Source organism: Nostoc sp. DedQUE05 (assembly GCF_034530955.1).
Taxonomy (GTDB): domain Bacteria; phylum Cyanobacteriota; class Cyanobacteriia; order Cyanobacteriales; family Nostocaceae; genus Nostoc.
This window is the reverse complement of the sequence record NZ_JAVRCB010000012.1, coordinates 42,861-65,994: the sequence shown is the minus strand read 5'-3', so window position 1 is coordinate 65,994 and position 23,134 is coordinate 42,861. Positions and strand designations below refer to the sequence as shown.

The window sequence follows — 23,134 nt, the reverse complement described above, 5'->3', positions numbered from 1 at the left end:
GTGATTATTCACTTACCATCTTTAAAACTGTATTTAAAAATAAAATAGATGTAAGTTAACTATTGGCTATTTTAATTTGAAAATTAATACTTATAGTCAAGTGTAAACAATTATTAATTTACTCTACATTTTTTTAAAAATAAATCATCTCGCTTTCGACTGATTTTTAAAATTGTAATTAATCTTACTAAAGATAGAAGTATTAAAGTTTTAATTGCTAAATGCTATTTAGTTATTAGCCTTTAGTTATAAAACATTAGTCATTTTTATTTATAGTCAGGAATTGCTAGCGATTTGACTTATCAACAAAGTACTTTGTTTCCGTCTTCACTTTGGTAGTAGAATGACGATGTTAAGTTTTATGTTTCACTAATCAAAGGCATAAAACCTCTAAAAATAAAAGCTATTAATTTCCCAAACTTCTGCAATAGCTTACAAACTAGAAACCGCTAAAGAGAGGATTTGACACAATGGCATTTGTACAGCCCCCACTACCCTTTGAAAAAGATGCTCTAGAGCCTTTTGGTATGAAAGCTGAAACTTTCGAGTATCACTATGGCAAGCATCACAAAGCTTATGTAGACAACCTCAACAAGCTCACTGAAGGTACAGAACTTGCTGATAAGTCTCTGGAAGAAGTGATTAAAACTTCTTTCCAAGACTCCTCTAAAGTGGGAATCTTCAACAACGCTGCCCAAGTTTGGAACCACACCTTCTTCTGGAATTCTTTGAAACCACAAGGTGGTGGCACACCCACAGGTGAACTCGCAGCCAAAATCGATAAAGATTTTGGTAGCTTTGACAAATTCAAGGAAGAGTTCTCTAACGCGGCTGCAACTCAATTCGGCAGTGGGTGGTCTTGGCTGATCGATGATGGTGGTACGCTAAAGGTGATCAAAACACCAAATGCAGAAAATCCCCTAGCTCATGGTAAGAAGGCACTCTTAACCTTGGATGTTTGGGAACACGCCTACTACATTGACTATAAAAACGCCCGTCCAGCGTTCATCAAGAATTTCCTAGAAAACTTGGTCAACTGGGACTTTGCTGCTGAAAACTTGGCTAAAGCTTAATTACTTGCCAGTTTTGAACTGGCTGCGATGTCTTTTAGTCAGCTAATTTGCAGCTACGTAGTTTGTGCCAGATATCTAAAATAGAAATAATTCACTTAACACCTTTGTCAGCAGTCACGACAGTAGTCAGTCAAGTTTAAATTGATGGGTAGGTGAGTTCGTAGTCAGGACTTTAGTCCTTATTTTCTAAGCACTAAAGTCCTTACTACAAACCCTGAAAACTAGCTTGACATTGTACTAATATCGTGACTCTTTTTGGTTAGGCGTTAAGGGGGATGGTGGAGAAATCAAAATATAAAATATATGGATAGCAAAGAACTAGCGCAATACATCGAAGCAACGAATAGCATCTCTAAACCTTGGGTATTGGTACAACTGCGTCTCAAAAAATTGCAAGAGCGTCGAGCAACTCTGACAAACGATGTTTATACCAAAGAATTAGAAGATATTTATCAAGACTTGATGAAATTGGGTGAATGGTGGCGCGGTATTGAAGATGAGGTATTTTAAAGTGAGGAGTTATGAGTTATGAGTTTTCCTAACTTTTAACTCCTAACTCATAACTTCTAACTTAAAACACAACCTGATGGCTCAAGCTCTCGATCAAGTCGATTACGATACTCTCGATGCTGCAAAACGACGCTTCATCGATGCTGCAAAACGCACACTTGGCTTTGCAAGCGCTTATGGCATCGTCCCCGCGTCAGGTCTAGGAGCAAGTGCTAACGCTTTCAGCTTCAACCTCGCTCCGTTTCTAGAGGCGGGGGCTAGAGAACTTTCGATGACACTTGTGCCGGAAGGACTGGGCACCGCAGACGATACCCGCCCTGACGATCTTTCCGAAGAAGAACTTCGACGATTCTGGTGGAATATTGGGATTAAGATCGTCTCGTGTCTGACGAACGATGCCGCAACTTCAGGTATGCAGACTATACTTCTCGGTCTTTATCTGCCTTCGAGTACTCCTGAAACAATTTTTACTCCCGCTTTCCTTGATGGATTTCTTGATGGAGTAGTTGAGGGGTGCAAACGAGTCGGGTGTGTGTATCTCTCAGGGGAAACTCCTCAACTAAAAACCAAGATGATTCCAGGGCGGCTCGACATCGCTGGCTCGGTTTTTGGGGTTATGCCGGCTGGTGTCGCTCCTATTGATAGCTCGCGTCTGGATGCCGGAAATACCATTGTTTTGGTGGAAAGTTCGGGCCCCCATGAGAACGGTTTTACCCCACTGCGAAAGCTTGCTGAGTCGCTTCCTGATGGCTACAGAACAAAACTTCCGAGTGGGCAAGAGTTCTGGGAAGCGATGAATGCTGCTTCGTATCTTTACACGTCCCTTGTACAGGCGGTGCTGGGCGAAGGAATTCGTCCCACAGCGATGGAGAATATCACTGGTCATGGTTGGCAAAAGCTGATGCGGTCGGTGAAGCCGCTTCGGTACGTTATCGAAACAATGCTCCCAGTACCAGAGATATTTACATTTGTTGAGAGTCATCTTGAGGGCGGGGCCGAGACGATGCTTTCGGTGTTCAATTACGGTGCAGGATTCGCATTCTATACAGAATCAAAGCAGGATGCAGAGAGAATTGTCCTACTTGCAAGAGAACATCAACTTTCGGCTGCGATCGCTGGAAGAGTTGAAGCGTCTCTTTCCCGCGAGGTAGTGATAGAACCCCTTGGAGTCACCTTGAAGGGAGATTCTTTTGGAATTGCGCGAGGGGTATAATGCAACCCAAGCGTAGGCATAGCCAGTCGTAGACATCGCTAGTTTTCTCGAAGCTATTTTAGGCTCACTTATGCGATGCCTGCGGTGAGCTACGCTTATGCTAAAGTCATTTTGGTTAGAAAAAAGCTGTAATTACAGAGAAAAATAATATTTTTTACACACAAAATCAATTTGCATTTCCGGCTTATTAGAAATAATTACCGTACTAAACCTTTCTTTTCTAGGTCATTTAGCACAGATGCTATAGGTGCATTTATGAAAAACTGGATGTAACATTTACTACTACCTAATAATAAAGTAGTGCGAATCACCCATGACTGCTGAGATTAAGATTTGCTAACGTAGTCTTAACATATTGAAAAATTTGCTGAGAAAGCTGAGAAAGTAGCAGCCGATACTAATTTTTAGTGTAGGTTCTTTCTCATCCAAAGATGTGGCATTTTGGTGTGTTAAGGATAAATATTTTTCTTCAGAGGGGGTTATGGCTGTAAATTTGACCCGTACTACAACTTCGGCAGAACTTTTAAAGCAAGTATTCCGTAACATTGATGCGCATAGTTGTCCAAAGTTATTCAACTTTCACATGCACACTGTCTACTCGGATGGTAGATTGCAGCCTAGTGCATTGATGGAGCAGGCGATCGCTATTGGGTTAAAAGGGTTAGCCATCACCGATCATCATGGTATTCTCGGCTATCAAGCGGCCCTTGCTTGGTTAGAAGATTGGAAGTGGAATAATCCTCATGTAACCACTCCTCACCTGTGGAGTGGCGTGGAAATCAATGCCAGCCTTTTGAATATAGAAGTTCACATTTTGGCTTACGCTTTTGCAACAGAACATCCTAGTATGAAACCCTATCTGCAAAGAAGGCCGACTACAGGGCAAGAATATCAGGCAAGTAACGTGATTGCCGCTATTCATGAAGCTGGGGGATTGGCAGTTCTGGCTCATCCAGCTCGTTACAAGCGATCGCTTTTTGACTTAATTCCAGCTGCGTCCGAAAAGGGCATTGATGGTGTGGAAACTTTCTACGCCTACAATAACCCTAACCCTTGGAAACCCAGCGTATTGGAATCAGAACAAGTGCAAAAGTTGGCTGATGAATACTTTCTTTTCAATACCTGTGGTACTGATAGCCACGGTTTGAGTCTGCTACAACGCTTGTAAAGATGAATCAATTTTTTTCAATCTCCTGGTTCAATCTGCCAGGAGGTTATCTTTTTTTGGATGCTCAATAGTCAATTTGTTTTAAAGTTAATTTCAAGAAATTGAGAAGCTATCTTGATTGTCTCTTTGGCAGCTTTTTCCTTACGTTCGCTATAGCGGTCTGTGAGATAATCAACTTTGTCACGCAATAGCAAGGTAAATTTGTAAAGTTCTTCCATCACATCGACAACGCGATCGCGGTAGGGCGAATCTTTCATAGTGCCGTCTTCGTTAAACTCCTGATATGCTTTAGCGACTGACGATTGATTGGGGATCGCGAACATCCGCATCCAGCGTCCAAGAATTCTTAATGTGTTGACAGCGTTAAAAGACTGAGATCCTCCACTCACTTGCATCACAGCCAAAGTTCTTCCTTGAGTCGGGCGAACGGCTCCAATACTGAGCGGAATCCAATCAATTTGATTTTTCATAATGCCAGAAATCTGACCGTGCAACTCTGGGCTAGACCAAACTTGCCCTTCTGACCACAAGCTTAATTGACGCAACTCCTGCACCTTTGGGTGGGTGTCAAGTACGCTACCGTAAATTGGCAGTTCACGGGGATCGAAAAACTTCACCTCTGCTCTAAATTCTTCAATGATGCGTGCGGCTTCCTCTGCCAAAAGGCGGCTATAGGAACGCTCGCGCAGGGAGCCATACAAAAATAAAATTCTGGGGGGATGGTCAAATGTCGTCATGATAATTGGTTAGGGATTTCCAAGAAATAAAGCATCCTTGTAATGCTTATCAAGCAGGTGTAATTTCTTGATTTACAGACTCAATTAATTGAGTGACCCGTTCTTTGATTTCATCGCGGACTCTCGGAAAAATTTCTGGTTGTTCTGCTGGATCGTCTAACTGCCAATCTTCAAATACTTCTCGCACAACCCACTCAGGCGGTAAATTTACGCCACAGCCACACAAAGAAATCACGATATCAAAGTCTTGTGCTTGGAAATCACTCAGGGGTTTGGAGTGTTGATCGGTAATGTCGATACCAATTTCTTTCATGGTTGCGATCGCTTCTGGTCTAACCTGACTTGCTTCCAACCCAGAGCTAATCACTGCAATCTTTCCTTTACCAAGAGTTTTAGCAAAACCTTCCGCCATTTGAGAACGGGCAGAATTCTTTTTGCAGACAAACATCACACGTTTCATGGTTCAACTCCTTTGAATAATTTGCCTAAATTTAAAAGATTCTCGATTCAGATGGCGAAAAATAACGTTTTTCTAACCAGAAAGCCACATTAACCAGACCAATCAATACAGGCACTTCCACCAGAGGCCCGACGACGGCGGCAAAAGCAACACCCGAATTAATGCCAAATACTGCGATCGCCACTGCGATCGCTAGTTCAAAATTATTTCCTGCCGATGTAAAGGCGACACTTGCGGCTCTAGAATAGTCTGTTTTAACGCGCCAAGCCATGTAAAAGCTGACCAAAAACATGATGAAGAAGTAGACGATCAAGGGAATTGCAATCTTCACCACATCGAAGGGGATCTGAACAATCAAATTCCCTTTCAAGCTGAACATAACGACGATTGTAAATAATAAAGCAATCAGTGTGATGGGGCTGATTTTAGGCACAAATTCCTCGTGATACCACTGCTTGCTTTTCACTTTTACTAAGAAGTAACGAGTGAAAAATCCAGCTAAAAAGGGAATACCGAGATAGATAAACACACTTTTGGCAATCTCAGCAATGCTGACATTAACAACACTGCCTTGTAAACCAAACAGTGGCGGCAGTACAGTAATGAAAAACCAGGCATAAGGACTATAAAAGATGACTTGAAAGATGCTATTAAAGGCAACCAAGCCAGCCGTATATTCTGTATTGCCTCGTGCCAAGTCACTCCACACAACTACCATTGCAATACACCGGGCTAATCCAATCAGAATCAATCCTGTCATGTATTCTGGGTAATTATGTAAGAAGATAGCTGCCAGAGCAAACATCAAAATTGGCCCAACGATCCAATTCTGAATTAGTGAAACACCAAGAACTTTTTCGTTGCGAAATACATCCCCTAATTCTTCATACCGCACCTTGGCTAAGGGCGGATACATCATCAGAATTAACCCGATGGCGATCGCTATATTGGTTGCTCCCACTTGGAACTGATTGATAAAGGCTTCTACTCCAGGAAAGAAATAGCCTAGACCAACACCGATCGCCATTGCTAAAAAAATCCACAAGGTTAGGAAACGGTCAATAAAAGAGAGGCGTTTTGAAGTGTTTTTGTTCATTACAATTAACCCCATACATGAATGCAGGAGCTTCGAGCAGGAATTTCAGATTATTCAATCCAACATCCAAAATTGAAAATCTAAAATTCGTGAGTTATATCAAGAGTATATCTCTATCATTTCAAAAAAAATTGATTTGTTAATGCCTATAAAACTAAAATTAAACGAAATATTACAAAAAAAATTGATGAATATTTAAGGATCGCAGGGGGGACGAATAGGTAATATGGGGCTAAAGCGGCGGAATTCTGCTAAATACTGCTCTAAGACAGCAAACTGCGGTAGATTGAGGCTGTAGTAAATCCAGCGCCCTTCTTGACGAGCGCGAACTAAACCCGCTTCTTTCAAGGTTTTGAGGTGAAAAGACAGTTTAGATTGAGTAGTTCCCAGGTGTTCACACAGGTCACAGACGCATAGTTCTTGAGAGCGCAGCAGTTCTAATACCTTAATCCGTAGGGGGTCAGACAGGGCATGAAAGCCAGCAGCGATCGTATCAGGAGTGAAGGTGCTATTAGAAGCCATCAACTTTTATTGAAGTATTTCTTTATGGTCAAGTCTTAATCATCAGTTAAAGAATACCTTAACTAAAAAGAAAAGGTCAGTCTATAGTCGATTCTTGGTGGGAATCACAATCATTGAGAAATAGGGTACCTCGGCTGGATCGACTTCATCTAGGGGGATGATACGTTGCTGTGATGTTGATGCCCGCTCAATATATCTTGCTCGTGACGCTAGCCCTAATTTATGCAGGATATCTCGGACTTTGGTAAAGTGACGACCTAGTTTCATAATTGCGGCGGCATCAGTCATTAGCAGATGTGTAGTCAGTTCTTCTGCTGGCAACGGGGCGGGTAAGACTGTGAGAATATCATTGTAGTAGGTGAAAGGTACACCCAAGGCTACCGGACAAGTCATCAGCGAGGAAACTCCGGGGACAACTTCTGTTTCGTATTGGTCGCATAACCGCGTGAACAGGTACATAAATGAACCATAGAAAAATGGATCGCCCTCGCACAGTACCACGACATCTCGACCTGCTGCTAGATGCTCGGCAATTGGTTCAATTTCCTGGTCATAAATAGATTTTGCCTTTTCTGGTTCCAAAGCGCGGGGGAGGTGAAATAGTACCTCGATTTGATTGCCAGGAAGATACTGCGCCACGATCGCTCTAGCGATACTTTCTTTATCTGTGGCTGATTGATAAGCTACTACAGGAGCCGCACGTAATAACCGCAGCGCTTTGAGGGTCAATAGTTCGGGATCGCCCGGGCCGACACCAATTCCATAAAGACGACCTTTAGGTTGCATATTCATTCTTCCTCCGTTGCCAGGGCGTTAACTGCTGCTGCCGCGATCGCACTTCCACCGCGCCGACCGTGTAAGGTTAAAAATGGTACATTTCTGCTATCTGCTGCCAGTGCGGCTTTTGATTCGGCTGCACCGACAAAGCCCACTGGAAAACCCAAGATAATCGCAGGTTTGGGCACTCCTGCATCGAGTATTTCTAACAGTCGGAACAGGGCTGTGGGCGCATTCCCAATTGCAATTACTGAGCCTTCCAGGTGCGATCGCCATAATTCTAGGGCTGCTGCCGACCTGGTAGTACCCATACGCTGGGCAAGTTCTGGCACTTCTGGCTCGTTAAGAGTACAGATAACTTGATTGTTTGCAGACAACCGCCGTCTGGTAACGCCATCGGCAACCATTCGGCAATCGCACAGTATTGGCGCTCCTGCGGCCAGTGCTGCTCTTGCGGATTGCACTGCTGTTGGTGAATATCCCAAGTCTGTGACAATATCCGTCATTCCACAGGCATGAATTAGACGCACAGCAACTTTTGCTACATCTGGTGGCAGCACATCTAGGTTCGCTTCTGACCGAATGATTGCGAAGGAATTACGGTAAATTTCGTTGGCATCTCGGATATAGTCGGGCATTCAATTTGGGATTTTAGATTTTAAATTTTGGATTGATTTGTTAGTTAGTATAGATACTTCTTTTTTAATAGAAGAATACCTAATTTAATTAACCGCAGAGAACACAGAGTCAGAGAAAGGAAGGAATCAATCATCTGTATTTATCTGTGGTTCCATTTTCTAAGTGTTTATTAAATAACTGCTGTAATTGTGCTATTGGATATCGATTAGCAAATTCTCCAAAGGACTCATTAGAATTTAAGCGTTGAATTTTATATACATATAGCATCCGCTCTATTAATGCAGGTAGTTCGGCAAAAGTTACATATTGATATAGTTCGCGTCCGAATTTCTGATTGCTGTCACCAACATAAACGTGATAGCCTTCCACAGTTCTATTTTCAGCTTCAATGCTGACACCGAGGAGAGTGATATCACTTTTGCTGTGCTGGGCACAAGATTTTTCGCAGCCAGTGAAGTGGATATTAACTGGGTAATCGAGAGTAACGCGAGTTTTAAGATACTCTGCCAATGCCAACGCATGACTTTTAGTGTCAGTGGCAGAAGCGGCGCAACCTTTTTTTCCTGAACAGGCAACTAATCCGCCCTTGATATTGGTTGCAGAGCAATCTAATCCTAATAAAGCAATTTCACTTTGGACATCAGCAACCCATCGTTGAGGAATATCTGTCAGGAGCAAATTTTGCCAAGGGGTTAGCCTGAGAGTTCCACTACCGTATTTTGCTGCTAAATCTGCTAAACCGCGTATCTGTCTACTTTCCAATCGGCCAAGGGGCAAGACAACACCAATGTAAAATAAGCCTTGCTGACGTTGGGGATGGATGCCAATATGCTGATATTTTTCCCCTTTGCCTTCCTCTACAGTGTACACACACATCGAATTACCCCCCTTAATCCCCCCTTGGAAAGGGGGGAAACTAGAAATACAGTTCCCTCCCCTTTCCAAGGGGAGGGTTAGGGAGGGGTAAAACTTACGCTTAAACTCTGATGAGTGAACTGTTTCAGACTTGTGTGTACACCGTAGCTTGCCTTGCTCGGAGAGTAGGTCTTTTCTTATTTCACTGTACAAAAAAGAAAAAGGTAAACGCTGCTCAACTTCTTGGAGATAATTTTCACAACCCAAAGTATTCAATAACTCTCTCAAACGTAGCCGCCGCTTACTCGTAGGATGACTATAAGCTAGATAGACATCCGCTAAAGCTGCTAAGACGGGCAAACAGTCTTCTGGTGATAACAAAATTCCCGTATCGCTGGGGGGTTGACCGTTCTCGCCAACACTGAGATAGAGACGAAAATAAACCTGATCGTTAAGTAAGACAGCTGCAAAGGCGATATCATTCAAGCGATCGCACACTTGAATTATCCCACCACCATCAAAGCAAACGCTAAATTTGGCCGACAGTCCCGAAAGCGCCGGATGTGCAGCAATATAATCATCCCAACCTTGGACAAAAGGGCGAGTGTCGATTAATTCTTGGGGATCGATACCAGCAGTTGGACTGGTCATAATATTGCGGATTTGGTCTACAACAGTATTGTCAGAACCCAATCCCATATTTTGTAGATATTTCAGAACCTCAGCATTTATCCCGGTGCGGATTTCACGAACTTGTAGGTTAGCTCGATTAGTCACATCTAGATAGCCGCCACCGTGCTGTTCTGCTATATCTGCGATCGCACGGCACTGCTGACTACTAATAATTCCACCTGGTATTCTAACGCGAGATAATATACCATCTGCGGCAGGAGTAGCATAAAACAAGCCAGGACAAGTGGCAAATCTAGAAACCAAACTTAGAACTCCTTCCCCGTGCAACGCAGGGAGTAGACGGTGAGTGTGTCTTGAGGACATCCTGAGAGTTGGCATTCTGACTTGGGTCATCCCATCACAGCTGCGGCACAGTCCCGGAATTTCACCGGAGTTTCCCAACTCTCAGCTTTAGTAATTTAGACTTTGTTGAGGTTATAGATATCAACCAGACATCATCCAGATAATTATCTTACATTACTATGGTGATAAATTTTAACTGAGCTGATCCACTACCGATCGAAAGATATAGTTCTTGAAGCTAATCTATAAATTGAATTTAGTTATGGCTCAGGCAGGAATGCTTGAGCCTTTTTGCTGCAAAACTTGCTTTAGAAAAAGTTAGGCGATCGCCGCTTCACGAGTAGCAACTTTGCTAAACTGATTTACCGGACGAGGTAAACCAAGATTTTCGCGCAGGGTTCCTGCTTCATACTCTGTACGGAACAGACCGCGACGTTGCAATTCAGGAATTACCAAGTCTACAAACTCATCCAATCCTCCCGGCAACCAGGGCGGCATAATATTAAAGCCATCTGCCCCACCATTGACAAACCAATCTTCTAGCTGATCGGCAATTTGTTCTGGTGTGCCTAAAATCTGACGATGCCCACGCGCTCCAGCTATCGACAAATACAGCTGTCGAATCGTTAAATTCTCTCTGTTAGCTAGGTCAATCAGAAGTTGCTGACGGCTTTTACCCCCGTTAGTCTCTGGTAGCTCCGGCAACGGCCCGTCCAATGGATAGCCGGATAGGTCAAATCCACCGATCATTGAGCCAAGCAAATTTAAGCCGACTACCGGATCAATCAACTCCTGAATCTGATCGAATCTGTCTTTAGCTTCTTGCTCGGTTTTGCCGATAACTGGGAATACACCTGGCATAATCTTAAGATGGTCAGGTGAGCGCCCGTATTGAGCCAGTCTCCCTTTCACATCTGTATAGAATGCCTGAGCTTCTGCCAAGGTCTGCTGGGCAGTAAAAATTACCTCCGCCGTTTGTGCAGCCAGATCCTTACCATCCTCGGAAGACCCAGCTTGAATGATCACCGGATAACCTTGGATGGGACGCGCCACATTCAGCGGGCCGCGTACTGAAAAATGCTCGCCTTTGTGGTTGGGAACGTGCAGTTTATTTGGATCGAAGTAAATACCCGATTCCTTATCATGTAAGAAGGCGTCGTCCTCCCAACTATCCCAGAGTTTCGTGACTACATCCACAAACTCTTTGGCACGTTGATAACGTAGGGTATGCTCCATGTGCTTTTCCCGATTGAAATTCAACGCTTCAGCTTCGGTAGCAGAAGTTACGAGATTCCAACCGGCACGGCCACCGCTAAGATAATCTAATGATGCAAATTTGCGGGCGAGATGATAAGGCTCGTTGTAGGTGGTTGATACTGTGGCCGTCAAACCGATGTTTTCCGTGACCACAGACAAAGCCGACAACAGGGTAAGAGGTTCAAAGTGGACGAGTTTACCATTCCGGCTCAAAAGGTCGGCGCTTTGATTGCGGTCGCGCACAGCCACACCATCTGCAAAGAAGATCATGTCAAATTTGCCGCGTTCTGCCGTCTGTGCCAGCTTTTTATAATGCTGAAAGTTCAAACCAGCATTAGCTTGGGCTTCGGGGTGTCGCCATGACGCTACGTGATGACCAGTGCTGGGCAAGAATGCACCTAATCTAAGTTGAGGTTTTTTCGTACTCATGCTTTTTTTTGTAAAATCGTTGTGTTTTTAAATGCAGAGGCACGCAAAGTTAAGCCAGTGCGTTGCGCGGGTTCCCCGCGTTGTAGCAACTGGCGTAGCGCAGAGGAACGCAGAGTTTTGCCGAATTTATGCAATGTTGTACTAGGGTGTTATGAGTTAAATCACGTTAGTTTTTGGATTTTGAATTGCTTACACTGGCTGGGGTTTGAGTAAATCTGTTTTGGTAACAAATTCACTGAATGTACTTGCAACCTGCTGCGGTAATGCGATCGCTGGAGTTTGTAACGGCAACCTGGGAAATAATAATTCTGCAACTCGATAAGCTTCTTCGAGATGGGGATACCCTGAGAAAACAAAGGTATCAATTCCTAAATCGGCATATTCTAGCATTCGCGCTGCAACTGTGTCTGGATCTCCTACCAAGGCAGTCCCAGCACCTCCACGCACTAAGCCAACACCTGCCCATAAGTTGGGGCTAATTTCTAGGTTTTGGCGATTACCTTTATGCAGTTGAGCCATGCGGCGTTGTCCTTCTGATTCAGACTGAGCAAACCGCTGATGTGCAGTTGCTATGGTTTCATCATCGACATACTGAATCAGTTCATTAGCTGCATCCCAAGCTTTTTGCGTAGTTTCACGCACTATAACGTGCATCCGAATCCCAAAGCGGACTGTTCTACCTTGTTCTGCTGCTAATCGGCGTACTTTTGCAATCTTTTCGGCAACTCGATCTGGTGGTTCACCCCAAGTTAAATACACATCAATGTGTTTGGCAGCAACTTGGAGCGCCGCATCTGAAGAACCGCCAAAATATAAGGTGGGATAAGGCTTTTGTACGGGAGGAAATTGGAGTTTTGCGCCTTGAACTTGCAAATGGCGACCACTATAGGTTAGTTCTTCACCTTGCATGAGCGATCGCCAAATTGTCAAAAACTCATCTGTAAGTTCATAACGCTGATCGTGATCTAAGAAAATCCCATCTTTTGCAAGTTCTTTTGTGTCGCCGCCAGTGACAACATTCAGAATAATTCGACCATTAGAAATCTGGTCAAAAGTCGCAGCCATTCTAACTGCTAAAGAAGGCGACATAATTGCCGGACGAAATGCTACAAGAAACCGCAAGCGTTCCGTAACTGAAATTAATGAAGTAGCGACAATCCAAGTATCTTGTTTTTGTCCGGTACCAATCAACATCCCGCCATAGCCCAATTTATCAACAGCTTGGGCGATTTGCTGCATATAGGGATAAGTGGCTGGTCGCCTGCCGATTGTAGTACCTAAATAACGCTCGTCTCCCTGGGTCGGCAAATACCAAAAAACTTCCATTTTCTTATCTCCTGGCGCTATTTCTGACTAATGGTTTCCGGTGTGATGGCTGCATATTGTTCGCTAGTCAGCATCGCTTCTTTAATATTAATTGGCTTAGGTATCACTTTTTCTTTGGCAAACAAATCTGCAATCTTCTGTTGTTTGTCCATAATTTCAGGCGTAATTGGTCTTATACCGTAAGTTCGCCTTCCAACCATTGTTGTTAAAATATCTTCATCAATTTTGAGGTGAGGAATAGTCAGTTTTACAACTTCTGCTCGGTTTTTTTCAGCCCATTGACCTGTGTTATCTATCTCCTCAAGAACTAATCGCACTAATTTCGGGTTTTCTGTGGCAAATTTTCGCGCTGCCATGTAATATCCGCCCTGAGTAGAAATGCCACTAGCATCTCTCAAAACACGAGCATTGGCCTTTTTTTGGGCCACGGCTAAATAAGGGTCCCAAGTTACCCAGGCATCAATTTTTCCTTGAATAAAAGCATCACGGGCTTCTGAAGGAGGGAGGCTAAGAGCTTGAATATCACTATATTTTAAACCAGCCTCTTCCAAAGCTTTTATTAATAAGTAATGGGAAGCAGAACCCTTTTGAAAAACTACTTTTTTCCCTTTGAGATCGGCTAAAGTCCGAATCGGTGAATTCTTTTGAACGATAATTCCGCTTCCTTTCCCGGTACTGGGTTTATTACTAGCAATATAAACTAAAGATGTGCCAGCCGCTTGGGCAAATATCGGGGGAGTCTCGCCTACAGAGCCAATATCAACCCTGCCCACATTCATCGCTTCCATCAGTTGTGGGCCGGCGGCAAATTGCGCCCATTCCACGGAAATACCTAAAGGCTTGAGACGTTTTTCGATCAATCCTTTAAGTCTGAAAATATCCCCAGAACTTTGATACCCCATTCGGACAACTTTGGTTTTCAAGCCAATGGTTTGATTTGCTGAATTTGGGGTTTGGACTGAGCAACTGATTAAGGTTGTTGAGATTGCTAATAATCCAGGTAAAAGGAATAGTGAAAAACCTTGGAAAATCTTAACTTGTGGTTGTTTGAAGGCGGAAATCATGGACGTGATACTTTGTTTTTTAATTTGCTTTTGACTTATTTTGCCTATGTTCAGTTGTAGAGGCACACAGATGTGCGCCTCTAGTGTTGTATTGCTCCTAACCTAAAAATTTAGACTTTTTGAAGCTGAAGGTTCTTTTGGAATAGTTCTTGAACATTTTTCCAAGCATCAGCAGCAGCTTCGGCATTGTAGCTGGCCCGATGATTGCAAAAGAAGCCATGCCCTGCACCGGGATAACGGAAGATAGCATGAGTAATCTGATTTTTCTTCAATTCAGCCTCAATCTGTTCTGTATGTTCTAAGGGAATTCCCTGATCGTCAAGACCAAAGAAGGCGTAAATGGGGCCTTTAATCTCTGGAGTGCGGGTGATGGTTGGTTCTCCACCGCCGGGAGTTGAGTTGGGAATACCGCCACCATAGAAGGAAGCTGTAACTTTAATATCTGGTAAGGTGGCAGCTAGATAAACGACGTGACCACCAAAACAGAAACCAATAGAGCCGATCGCATCTCCTTGTACATTTGGTAGAGTTCTTAAGTAAGCGATCGCAGCTTTAATATCACTCAATATTTCCTCTGCTGTTGTCTGCTCCTTATAACCCCTCCCTTGCTGGACATCTTCAGGAGTATATCCACCCTCAAAACCGGGAGCGGTGCGTTGAAATAAAGTCGGTGCGATCGCCACATACCCCTCTTTGGCAAATTTCTCAGCAACTTCCCGAATGTGAATATTAACCCCAAAAATTTCCTGAATCACAATAACGGCTGGGAAGGTTCCCTTTTGTGCTGGTTCAGCTAAGTAAGCATCAATTTGCAAATCTCCGTTAGGGACTTTAACTTGAGCAGTGCGAATTTCTGTGTTTGTCATCTTAGGGATTAGCCTGTAATTGCTTTCAGGACGCGATGTTTTATGGTAATTTTTGTATAATACTACTTAAAATATATCGATTTATCGTAGTTTAAGAGTAGTATTTCACAAAGAATGTGCAAAGGCAAGTGCTTTGATTTAGAGATGTAGATGAATATAAGACCATACCAAGAATCTGATGCTGAATTAGTCAGTGCTTTGTGGCATGAGGTGTTTCCTAATAATCCGTCGCACAGCAGCCCAAAATTGGTAATCAGTCAGAAGCTTGCTGTACAACCTGAGTTGTTTTTCGTTACTGAGATTAACTCTGTGATTGTAGGGACTATCATGGCAGGATATGACGGGCATCGCGGTTGGCTATACACAGTTGCGGTCAGTCCTCAGTATCAACGACAGGGTATTGGTAGCAAGCTAGTGCAGCACGCAGAGAGAGTATTGATAGCGATGGGATGCCTCAAAATCAATCTCCAAGTTCGTGTCTCCAACGCAGAAGTAGTTGAGTTTTATAGAAAACTTGGCTATCTCATTGAAGAACGCATCAGTATGGGAAAGCTTGTTATATAGATGTTTGGTGAGTTTGAACAAAAAAACTTTAAAAATACGCCAGTATTACAGCAAAAGGTGATTGTAGCGCTACCAACTTTAACCCAAATTAGGAGAAAAATTTATGAAGCTTAATGCAGTTCATCATATTCAAGTAACCTATCCTCTTGAAGTGGAGGAAGCAATGCTATCTTTCTACAGCAAAGTTTTGGGACTGACTGAAATTGTCAGACCTGATGTCATGAAAAATGATTCAGGAGCGTGGTACAAGTTGGGAGACATTGAACTGCACGTAAGTAGTGAGAAAAACGCCAATAACCAAGCATCTAGACGGCATTTTTGTTTCCAAGTCGATAACTTGAACGCCTTTGAAGAACACCTAAAAGAGCATGGAATAGAAATTATTCCCGATCAACGACCACTTCCAGGATGCGTGCGGTTTTTTCTCCGAGATCCCGGTGGGAATCGTATAGAGATTGCAGAGTTTGTTAAGAGTACTTTTGCACAGCAACAAAATCGACACCACTTTTCAAATTTTCAACAACCAGTAAGTAATTCTCAATAAGCAATCGATTTTCTAGCTAGAAACCCTTACTGTGAAAACAATCGACACCATTCAACGTTCGCGCAGCGTCTCGTAGAGAAGTTATGACGCTTTTCAAGTTTCTGGCGAGTGGTGTCGATGAGTTCAATACATTTGGAAAAAGAGGATAGCATTTTACCTATGCTTGTCAAGATTTTGTCAATCTGACTCCTGTTAGCGCAGCGGGGCGTAGCCCATTCTGATTTCTGAATCAGGAGTCAAATCAACAATTTTCTCCTGATGTTTCACACGCACCAATACTTACCCAGGTGCTAGAACCATCTTGCCAATGTTCTTTCTTCCATATAGGGGCATTGTGTTTGAGCGTATCAATAGCATATTGGCAAGCTTCAAACGCCTCACTCCGATGAGGAGAACCCACAGCTACTAAAACGCTGATTTCCCCAACTTGCAAACGTCCAACACGATGATAAATCGCGACTCGATTCACATCAGACATAGATAAGCGAATATCAGTAGCAATTTGATAAAATATCCGCAACGCCATCGGTTCATAAGCTTGATACTCTAGAGCAATCACAGGTTTACCATCGGTTTGATTGCGAACCATACCACTCATCACAACCACAGCACCATTGGCTGGATCGTCGGATTTGGCATAGATTTCTTCCAGAGATAATGGTGCAAAGGTAATGGCAAAACTATCTTCGGCTCTTGGTTTAACAGCAGAGGTAAGTGTAGTTGTCATAACTGCGTTGATATTATATGGGTTTTTTCTATTGTCTCTGAAGAAAGCATTACTAGTGGTCTGCCAACCCAAAATTGTTAGGTGGAGATTGGGTAAAGGTTAAAGGGACTCATGGTAAGGGATAAAAAACATCAGTCCCTTTCCCCCGCCCCTTATCCCCAGAGGGCAAGGTGGTTTCATACGAAAAAAGAAAAATACATAAGTCTTGATTTCTCGTTTTGTGTCCAGGCTTTTTCCCTCACTTCCATTCCTCTCCCCCCGTGGGGGAGAGGCTTTGAAACCCAGTTTTAGTTTTTCTCTGTTTGTATGAAACCACCCTACGCCCCTTATCCCCAGAGGGAACCCCACCTTCCCCTTTTCCCGACTTATGCCAAGAAGTTTCTTATACAACGCAAGAATTATTAAAAACCCTACATGCAGTTATTAATCATTAATCTGCACAATCTAGACGATCGCAATCATATCTACCTTTAATCTCTTGATTGAAAAAGCTGCCAATTGAGTCCGAGGAATGTAAATCTTCCCAAGTATCCTCATCTACGCCTAAGTACTGATAAACCGCTCCACTTTGAAACTCAACTTGCAAAATCTGTTCGTCAGGATCGTAGCCTACAGCCGCCGCCATTGATGAGCTAACTGGTAACATAGCAATTGGTTCTTCTTCAAAGGGTAGTGCAGTAGTTTCAGCTATAACCTCATTGAGTTCTTGCAATCCTTCGTAAGCTTGTATCGGTGCCGGAATTTCCAAAAACTCTAGTTCGTTGCCTCGGTCGAGCAACAACTGCAAATATCCATCAGAATGAGCGATCGCTACTAAACTGCTCAAGTCTACCTTAGATAGCTTCATTTATTTTCTACTCTCCTATTGGCGTAGTCGGGAGTGGTAAAGTTTTATGCAATATCAAGCGCTTTTATAGTACATTTATACTAAAAAATTATTTAAGTGTCAAGTTTTTCCTTCTAGGAGAGAATTTTAGGTATGTAGAGACGCTTTAACAAAGCAGCACACAGTGTTTTTCTCTGACATTTGAGGAAATACTTGTGATTAGGCTTAGGTGAATGAGCGTATTTGAGTCACCTAAAAAATTGCATAAATGTTCAACTCGCCTCAGTTAAGTACTTGAAAATTTCAACCATCCTTGTTGTGTCTAGACTCAGTTGAGTCTCTATTGCTGTTTGTATCACCCAATTAGCTCACCCTTTTGGGTGAGTCATATATCAACCGATCAGATGACCTGACTGAAGGAAGTTGAGATTAATAATAAAGAGGACTCTATTACTAAGAAACACCGATCGCATTTTACCTAAATATAACTTATGAAACTTGCTACCTTAATAAATTCTGCACTGATTTTTGCTTCTCTTACTCTTGTACCTGGAATTGCTGGCGCTCAAACAGCTACTACTAACAACAGTGAAACAATAGCTGTTAACTCTAATAATTTATCCACGAACTCGACTTCTGCTAATTACCTCCAGCCTTTGAATCTAGTTAATTTTGCTTATCAAGGAGGTCTGCAACAACACGGGATTCCTAGCGGAGAAGCGCTAGTACTTAAAACTTTGAATAGAAATATTCTTGCGAAAGATTTGGTTAAAGCTGCTGTGAATGCAAATAAATTACCATCACAAGTTTTAAACGATCAAAATTATTTAAGTGCTGTTAATTTAGAACTCAACGTATTGCCAGATTATGCTGCTGCTGATTAATTTGGTTTTTATTATATCTTTTGAGAAAGCTAAGTTTTTCAGTATGGTATATTTGTATGCTTGTTACTAAGGATAAATAAAAGCCTTTTATACATAGCGATCGCTGTGTATGAAAAGTATATAAGAAAGCTTGATATTGAAAAATAATTTCTCAATTTTGACATAAGTTGCACTTATCCTGTGCTAAAGCCACAGAAAATTGTATAATCGACAGCTTATCGATCAAAAATTTCTATAGAGAATGACAGAAGTAATAAGATCCGGGGGACTAAATAATATTGAGTCCATTGAGTATGAAGAGCGGTGCTTAGAAAAAGCCAGACAAACAGGCGATCGCAATCGGGAAGTCATTTCTTTGGCAAGTTTGGGCAATGCTTACCAGTCGCTAGGCGAGTACCACCTAGCAATTGAGTTTTATCAACAGTGGTTAGATATAGCTAAAGAAATAGGCGATCGCTTAGAAGAAGCCAAATCTTTATCTGGGTTGGGTAACGCTTACCAATCACTGGGCAAATATCAGCGAGCGATTGAATTTTATCACCAGTGGTTGAGTATTACCAGGAAAATAGGCGATCGCACTGGGGAAGGCATTTGCTTGGGAAGCTTGGGTAATACTTATGAATACCTGGGTAAGTACGAGCAAGCGATAGATTTTTACCAACAATGGTTGAGTATAACCAAGAAAATAGGCGATTGGACTGGGGAATGTATTTGCCTGGGAAGTTTGGGCAACATTTATGAATCGTTGGGATCTTACCAACTAGCAATTGAATTTTACCAACAATGGTTAGGGCTGGCGAAATTCATCAGCGATCGCAATGCTGAAGGCATGGCTTTGAGTGGATTGGGCAGTGCTTATAAGGCTTTAGGAAAGTACCAAAGGGCGTTGGAGTTTTATCAGCATTCATTAAAGATCGGAAGCGATCTTAATGACCCAAATGAAGAAGCAAATGCCTGGTTTAATTTGGGTTTGGTGTTAGAAAAAATCAATCGAGAATCAGAAGCGATGGATGCCTTTTGTAATGCTCGTGAAATTTATCGCGCAATGGGACTTGATGCCAGCCTGCAAGATTGTAACCATGCCATTGAGTTTCTTTCTCAAAATGTTGCAAGCGCACCATCTACTTTCTGGTTGAGGAGATGGTTAAATCATTTGTCGCAGTCGATCAAAACTGGTTCTAAATAAAGAGTGCTGAGTTCCGAGTTAAAAGACCCTTTTTATTCACTCAGGACTCACCAGGATACTTATTGAATACTGCAACTGAGTTATTGCGATCGAAAGAAAGCACAGAAAACGGGTCTTTTCGATTCCCCATTTCCATCCCAGGAGTGCCTACAGGCATTTGCGGAACAGATAAACCAATAACATTTGGCTTTTCTTGAAGCAGACGTTTGATGTCGTCTGCTGGGACGTGTCCTTCAATAACATATCCATTAACAATTGCCGTGTGGCAAGATGACAAGTTATCCGGCACGTTGTACTTTTGTTTGACTGTTTCGATGTCAGGCGTAGAAAAATCTGTGATTTTAAAACCCTGTGTCTTTAAGTGTTCAATCCACCCGCCACAACAGTTACAATCGGGACTGCGATATACAGTAGCATTTAGCACCGTTGATTTTGATGGTGTCTGTTGCTCCTGGATGTGACTACTGCTAAAAACAGCTTGAGCATAACTCATCGGAGCAGTGCTTCCCAAAATGCTCAACACCCCTAATGTTAGAACCACTATTTGCACAATGGCAGGCATCAAGATGGGAAGTAACCATTTTTGCCAGCAATAAATCAATTGTTTGTGTGACATCTGATACTTCCTAAATACAACATTGCTTCCAAAACACTCTGCGTTTAAACGGTTTTTTATTCCCCTTTCCCCTTTACCCTTTCCCCTTTAACCGAACCGTATTGCATCTAACGTCAGGCGAGTTGTTATTACATCTGAGGGACTGGTTTGAGCAAAGACTGCAATCAACCTTTTAAATAAACGTGAGTTCGATGAATCTCTCCCGGACAACCTCCCTCTCCCACAGGGCTACGATGTATACACAAGTCTCAAGTAGTTGATAAATCTCGGTTTTACCCCACCCTAACCCTCCCCGTATGTATTGGGGAGGGAACAAAATTTCCGGTTTCCCCCCTTTAGAAGGGGGGATTAAGGGGGGTAATTTGAGTTGTGTGTACACCGTAGGGGTTGGGGGAGAGGTCAAAAAAGGGCTTGTCGAACTCACGTTAAATAATTAGCTCTAAAACTATTATTAGCAAATCTGCTAGCACCTTGAAGTTAGTAACAATATCTTCTTTAATGTGACAACTCTCACCGCTAATTGCAAGCACTCTTAGCGGGATCTGCCAATCGGGGGCATTGAACCTCACGATTGGCAGCCCTCCTATCCCCTATCACCGCCAATTGGAGTACCTTGGAGGTTTAGATGGAACAAATTCAGGCAAATCATAAGTAATTATTATAGGTGGAATAGTTTTTTTTCTACGTAATATACGCTTTATTAAAAAATTTCCAAGATCCTTTAATGGTAGAATGTTATAAAATCATGACATTAAGCAATATTCTATTGGACTTGTTAATTTAGCGTTAATAGGTCTATGTAAATGTTGCTCTTAATGTCTTGAATAAATAATCTAGTCGATGCCTTATTTACAATCTGGAAAGTACTACTGTGTGTATTGTTATCTTTAATGTATAAACCGATTTAAGATACTATTTTTGCTAACAAACTTGAGATAGATGTGTTTGTTTATTTCGGTATTGATAACTAGCTACAGTATAATTTCACCACTGATATTTTCTAAGTTGATGCTTATTTATTATTGTGGAGTTTATGAAAGGAAATTTCCCAAAAAAGCGAACTAATTCTGCTTATTTAAGATTATTTAATTACAAAAATCTTCACTTGAAATTGAATAATTACTGGTTTAAGATAAGTAGAACCTGGCGGTCATGTCCTCTAACCTGTCCTATAGATAAACCTCATCACAAACATATTTTTTGGAGTTGGCTTGGTAGTTTCTTAGCAATCGCAGCAACGGCTTACCTGTCTGCAAAAACACATTCTCCTCTGCTTATGGCTCCGTTTGGTGCTACCAGTGTATTGATATTTGGCGTACCAGACAGTCCTTTGGCTCAACCCCGTAATGTGATTGGTGGTAATCTCGTAGCTGCCTTAGTCAGCCTAATTATTTTACATCTTTTCGGTTCATCACCTTGGACAATGGGAATGGCAGTAGCAACAGCCATTGGGATGATGCAGCTGACTGGAACTCTACACCCACCTTCAGGAGCAGTTGCCTTAGTTGTGATGATGACAAAAGCTCCTTGGCAATTTCTATTAACACCTGCTTTACAAGGTTCTATTATTTTGGTGCTTTGTGCTGTGGTTTTTAATAATCTGGCACAAGAGAGGACTTATCCCAAGCATTGGCTGTAAGAAAACCTTAATCGAACCGTATTGAATTCTATTCTGGTTTTTTGTGCCAATGCCCATCATCGCCTTTTTCGTAATCGCGTTTTACCGCACTCCAAGCGACTCGAAAGGCACGTTCTTCTCCACCATATTGTTCTTGAGCGCTGTTAAATGCAGCCCGGAAAATTTCTTGGGCGTGTTTGGGTAAGTTTTCTTTGACTGCATCTGGTAAGTCTGTAATTTGTTTGTAAGGCATAAATTTTATTTCCCCAGTCTCATAGTTGTCCTTTGCTTTAGGGTGGAAAACCATGTTTGCTTCTGCCTTCATCAGTATCAAACTTTAGAAGTTTTGAAGAGTTTAAAACCTTCATCAGCAGCATATTGGTGACAGCGATCGCACGCACACCGCTTGCATTATTTAAAAGCCAGCCGCAGGCAGGCGATCGCTGAATTTTTAGGCAGTGCTTTCAGTCACTCAATACCCCAAACAATTGCCACAATTTCGTCCAATAATTACAAGTCTTAAATAATTCGTCATTGAATTCTTAACTACGAATTACGAATTACGAATTACGAATTATTAATTAAAGACGTGATGTTGTCAAAAAACTAATTGTTTGGGGCTTGAAACTCGATACACTATCCCAATAATTAACCTGGTTAATATTTACCTTCAGCAAAGCAATACCAGGTTCGTCTAGTCCTTTAGGAAACCAGGTTTGAAGTTCCGGCTTCCATAGCTCTCGCATTTTGTTGCGCTCTTTTACAAGTTGTGCTGTACCTGAGATAGAAACGTATCGCTGTTGTTCGGGTGAAGAGAAACTAATATTTACCTGTTCGTGGTGTTCAATTTCAGTCACCTTATGGGAATCAGAATAAGTAAAGAACCAGAGTATGCTATCAGAGTTAATCTCACCACTCTTTGACATGGGGTAACTATGCAAGCTGCCATCATCATCGACTGTAGTAAACATACCATAATCAATATCTTTGATGAGTTCACGCAGTTTTTGAATCTGTTGCTCGCGGTCAGTAGAAGTTGCCATTGTTTGTACTTTTTTCTCTCTTTTTTCTCTATTTATCTATTTGTTGTCTAGGCTGCAATTTTTGATTACAACCAGATTTAATTTTGATAATGTTATTTTTTAGTATTAACCTTTTTAGTTTAAATTGCGTGAGCCTAAAGATGTAATTATAATAAAATT

Annotated in this window: 26 protein-coding genes and 1 riboswitch; of the genes, 10 read left to right on the top strand and 16 right to left on the bottom strand. The window is 42.2% G+C overall.

Annotated features, from left to right (window positions below; all coding sequences use genetic code 11):
- Positions 1–470: 470 nt before the first annotated feature.
- The 4 genes from RMZ42_RS11010 to RMZ42_RS10995 all read left to right on the top strand — a co-directional run bounded on the left by RMZ42_RS11010 (position 471) and on the right by RMZ42_RS10995 (position 3,964).
- Positions 471–1,073, top strand: coding sequence for a superoxide dismutase (locus RMZ42_RS11010; protein ID WP_322671464.1), 603 nt, complete (start codon positions 471–473; stop codon positions 1,071–1,073).
- Positions 1,074–1,376: 303 nt separating this feature from the next.
- Positions 1,377–1,583: a hypothetical protein gene (locus tag RMZ42_RS11005; RefSeq protein ID WP_099099470.1), complete on the top strand. Its 207-nt coding sequence runs from the start codon at positions 1,377–1,379 to the stop codon at positions 1,581–1,583.
- 76 nt (positions 1,584–1,659) lie between these two features.
- Positions 1,660–2,796, top strand: a complete 1,137-nt coding sequence (locus RMZ42_RS11000; RefSeq protein ID WP_416211806.1) for an AIR synthase related protein — start codon at positions 1,660–1,662, stop codon at positions 2,794–2,796.
- A 481-nt stretch (positions 2,797–3,277) separates the two neighbouring features.
- A complete protein-coding gene (locus tag RMZ42_RS10995) occupies positions 3,278–3,964 on the top strand; it encodes a PHP domain-containing protein (RefSeq protein ID WP_322671462.1) in 687 nt (228 codons plus the stop codon).
- Between the two features lie 71 nt (positions 3,965–4,035).
- Here the strand turns inward: RMZ42_RS10995 and arsH are convergent, their stop codons facing one another.
- The 11 genes from arsH to RMZ42_RS10940 form a co-directional block, all read right to left on the bottom strand.
- Positions 4,036–4,701 (bottom strand): arsenical resistance protein ArsH, encoded by a 666-nt coding sequence (gene arsH / locus RMZ42_RS10990; protein WP_322671461.1) that lies wholly within the window; start codon positions 4,699–4,701, stop codon positions 4,036–4,038.
- A gap of 49 nt (positions 4,702–4,750) precedes the next feature.
- A complete protein-coding gene (arsC, locus tag RMZ42_RS10985; protein ID WP_322671460.1) occupies positions 4,751–5,161 on the bottom strand; it encodes an arsenate reductase, glutathione/glutaredoxin type in 411 nt (136 codons plus the stop codon).
- A gap of 31 nt (positions 5,162–5,192) precedes the next feature.
- The gene (gene arsB, locus RMZ42_RS10980; RefSeq protein ID WP_322671459.1) at positions 5,193–6,257 is read right to left on the bottom strand and encodes an ACR3 family arsenite efflux transporter; all 1,065 of its coding nucleotides are present in this window, start codon (positions 6,255–6,257) and stop codon (positions 5,193–5,195) included.
- Positions 6,258–6,452: 195 nt separating this feature from the next.
- The gene (locus tag RMZ42_RS10975; protein WP_322671458.1) at positions 6,453–6,779 is read right to left on the bottom strand and encodes a metalloregulator ArsR/SmtB family transcription factor; all 327 of its coding nucleotides are present in this window, start codon (positions 6,777–6,779) and stop codon (positions 6,453–6,455) included.
- A gap of 81 nt (positions 6,780–6,860) precedes the next feature.
- Positions 6,861–7,565, bottom strand: a complete 705-nt coding sequence (locus RMZ42_RS10970) for a precorrin-2 C(20)-methyltransferase (RefSeq protein ID WP_322671557.1) — start codon at positions 7,563–7,565, stop codon at positions 6,861–6,863.
- 2 nt (positions 7,566–7,567) lie between these two features.
- Entirely contained in the window at positions 7,568–8,194 is a 627-nt protein-coding gene (locus tag RMZ42_RS10965; RefSeq protein WP_322671457.1) for a precorrin-8X methylmutase, read from the bottom strand.
- Between the two features lie 130 nt (positions 8,195–8,324).
- Positions 8,325–10,061 (bottom strand): precorrin-3B synthase, encoded by a 1,737-nt coding sequence (gene cobG / locus RMZ42_RS10960; RefSeq protein ID WP_322671556.1) that lies wholly within the window; start codon positions 10,059–10,061, stop codon positions 8,325–8,327.
- A riboswitch (cobalamin riboswitch) is annotated at positions 10,035–10,166 on the bottom strand. Its footprint overlaps the gene before it by 27 nt.
- 177 nt (positions 10,167–10,343) lie before the next feature.
- On the bottom strand, positions 10,344–11,711 hold the full coding sequence (locus tag RMZ42_RS10955) for an LLM class flavin-dependent oxidoreductase (protein WP_322671456.1): 1,368 nt from the start codon (positions 11,709–11,711) through the stop codon (positions 10,344–10,346).
- A 189-nt stretch (positions 11,712–11,900) separates the two neighbouring features.
- The gene (ssuD, locus tag RMZ42_RS10950; RefSeq protein ID WP_322671455.1) at positions 11,901–13,037 is read right to left on the bottom strand and encodes an FMNH2-dependent alkanesulfonate monooxygenase; all 1,137 of its coding nucleotides are present in this window, start codon (positions 13,035–13,037) and stop codon (positions 11,901–11,903) included.
- Positions 13,038–13,054: 17 nt separating this feature from the next.
- Entirely contained in the window at positions 13,055–14,101 is a 1,047-nt protein-coding gene (locus tag RMZ42_RS10945) for a sulfonate ABC transporter substrate-binding protein (protein ID WP_322671454.1), read from the bottom strand.
- A gap of 110 nt (positions 14,102–14,211) precedes the next feature.
- Entirely contained in the window at positions 14,212–14,967 is a 756-nt protein-coding gene (locus RMZ42_RS10940) for a dienelactone hydrolase family protein (protein ID WP_322671453.1), read from the bottom strand.
- 150 nt (positions 14,968–15,117) lie between these two features.
- On the opposite strand from RMZ42_RS10940, the gene RMZ42_RS10935 reads away from it, so the two are divergent.
- Positions 15,118–15,531 carry a GNAT family acetyltransferase gene (locus RMZ42_RS10935; protein WP_322671452.1) on the top strand — a complete coding sequence of 138 codons (414 nt, stop codon included), beginning with the start codon at positions 15,118–15,120 and terminating at the stop codon, positions 15,529–15,531.
- 103 nt (positions 15,532–15,634) lie between these two features.
- Positions 15,635–16,075: a VOC family protein gene (locus RMZ42_RS10930; RefSeq protein ID WP_322671451.1), complete on the top strand. Its 441-nt coding sequence runs from the start codon at positions 15,635–15,637 to the stop codon at positions 16,073–16,075.
- A 241-nt stretch (positions 16,076–16,316) separates the two neighbouring features.
- On the opposite strand, the gene RMZ42_RS10925 is transcribed toward RMZ42_RS10930, so the two are convergent.
- Complete coding sequence (locus tag RMZ42_RS10925) at positions 16,317–16,802, bottom strand: molybdenum cofactor biosynthesis protein MoaE (protein WP_322671450.1); 486 nt, start codon at positions 16,800–16,802, stop codon at positions 16,317–16,319.
- A gap of 430 nt (positions 16,803–17,232) precedes the next feature.
- A complete protein-coding gene (locus RMZ42_RS10920; RefSeq protein ID WP_322671449.1) occupies positions 17,233–17,649 on the bottom strand; it encodes a KTSC domain-containing protein in 417 nt (138 codons plus the stop codon).
- A 470-nt stretch (positions 17,650–18,119) separates the two neighbouring features.
- On the opposite strand from RMZ42_RS10920, the gene RMZ42_RS10915 reads away from it, so the two are divergent.
- Positions 18,120–18,512, top strand: coding sequence for a hypothetical protein (locus tag RMZ42_RS10915; RefSeq protein ID WP_322671448.1), 393 nt, complete (start codon positions 18,120–18,122; stop codon positions 18,510–18,512).
- A 241-nt stretch (positions 18,513–18,753) separates the two neighbouring features.
- A complete protein-coding gene (locus tag RMZ42_RS10910) occupies positions 18,754–19,698 on the top strand; it encodes a tetratricopeptide repeat protein (RefSeq protein WP_322671447.1) in 945 nt (314 codons plus the stop codon).
- A gap of 40 nt (positions 19,699–19,738) precedes the next feature.
- Here the strand turns inward: RMZ42_RS10910 and RMZ42_RS10905 are convergent, their stop codons facing one another.
- Complete coding sequence (locus tag RMZ42_RS10905; protein ID WP_322671446.1) at positions 19,739–20,314, bottom strand: DUF411 domain-containing protein; 576 nt, start codon at positions 20,312–20,314, stop codon at positions 19,739–19,741.
- Positions 20,315–21,590: 1,276 nt separating this feature from the next.
- On the opposite strand from RMZ42_RS10905, the gene RMZ42_RS10900 reads away from it, so the two are divergent.
- Positions 21,591–21,953, top strand: a complete 363-nt coding sequence (locus tag RMZ42_RS10900) for an HPP family protein (protein ID WP_292732982.1) — start codon at positions 21,591–21,593, stop codon at positions 21,951–21,953.
- A gap of 28 nt (positions 21,954–21,981) precedes the next feature.
- Here the strand turns inward: RMZ42_RS10900 and RMZ42_RS10895 are convergent, their stop codons facing one another.
- On the bottom strand, positions 21,982–22,185 hold the full coding sequence (locus tag RMZ42_RS10895; RefSeq protein ID WP_322671445.1) for a ChaB family protein: 204 nt from the start codon (positions 22,183–22,185) through the stop codon (positions 21,982–21,984).
- A 56-nt stretch (positions 22,186–22,241) separates the two neighbouring features.
- On the opposite strand from RMZ42_RS10895, the gene RMZ42_RS10890 reads away from it, so the two are divergent.
- Positions 22,242–22,379, top strand: a complete 138-nt coding sequence (locus tag RMZ42_RS10890) for a hypothetical protein (protein ID WP_322671444.1) — start codon at positions 22,242–22,244, stop codon at positions 22,377–22,379.
- Positions 22,380–22,513: 134 nt separating this feature from the next.
- Here RMZ42_RS10890 and RMZ42_RS10885 read toward each other — a convergent pair whose 3' ends face one another.
- Positions 22,514–22,975, bottom strand: coding sequence for a pyridoxamine 5'-phosphate oxidase family protein (locus RMZ42_RS10885; protein WP_322671443.1), 462 nt, complete (start codon positions 22,973–22,975; stop codon positions 22,514–22,516).
- Positions 22,976–23,134 lie beyond the last annotated feature (159 nt).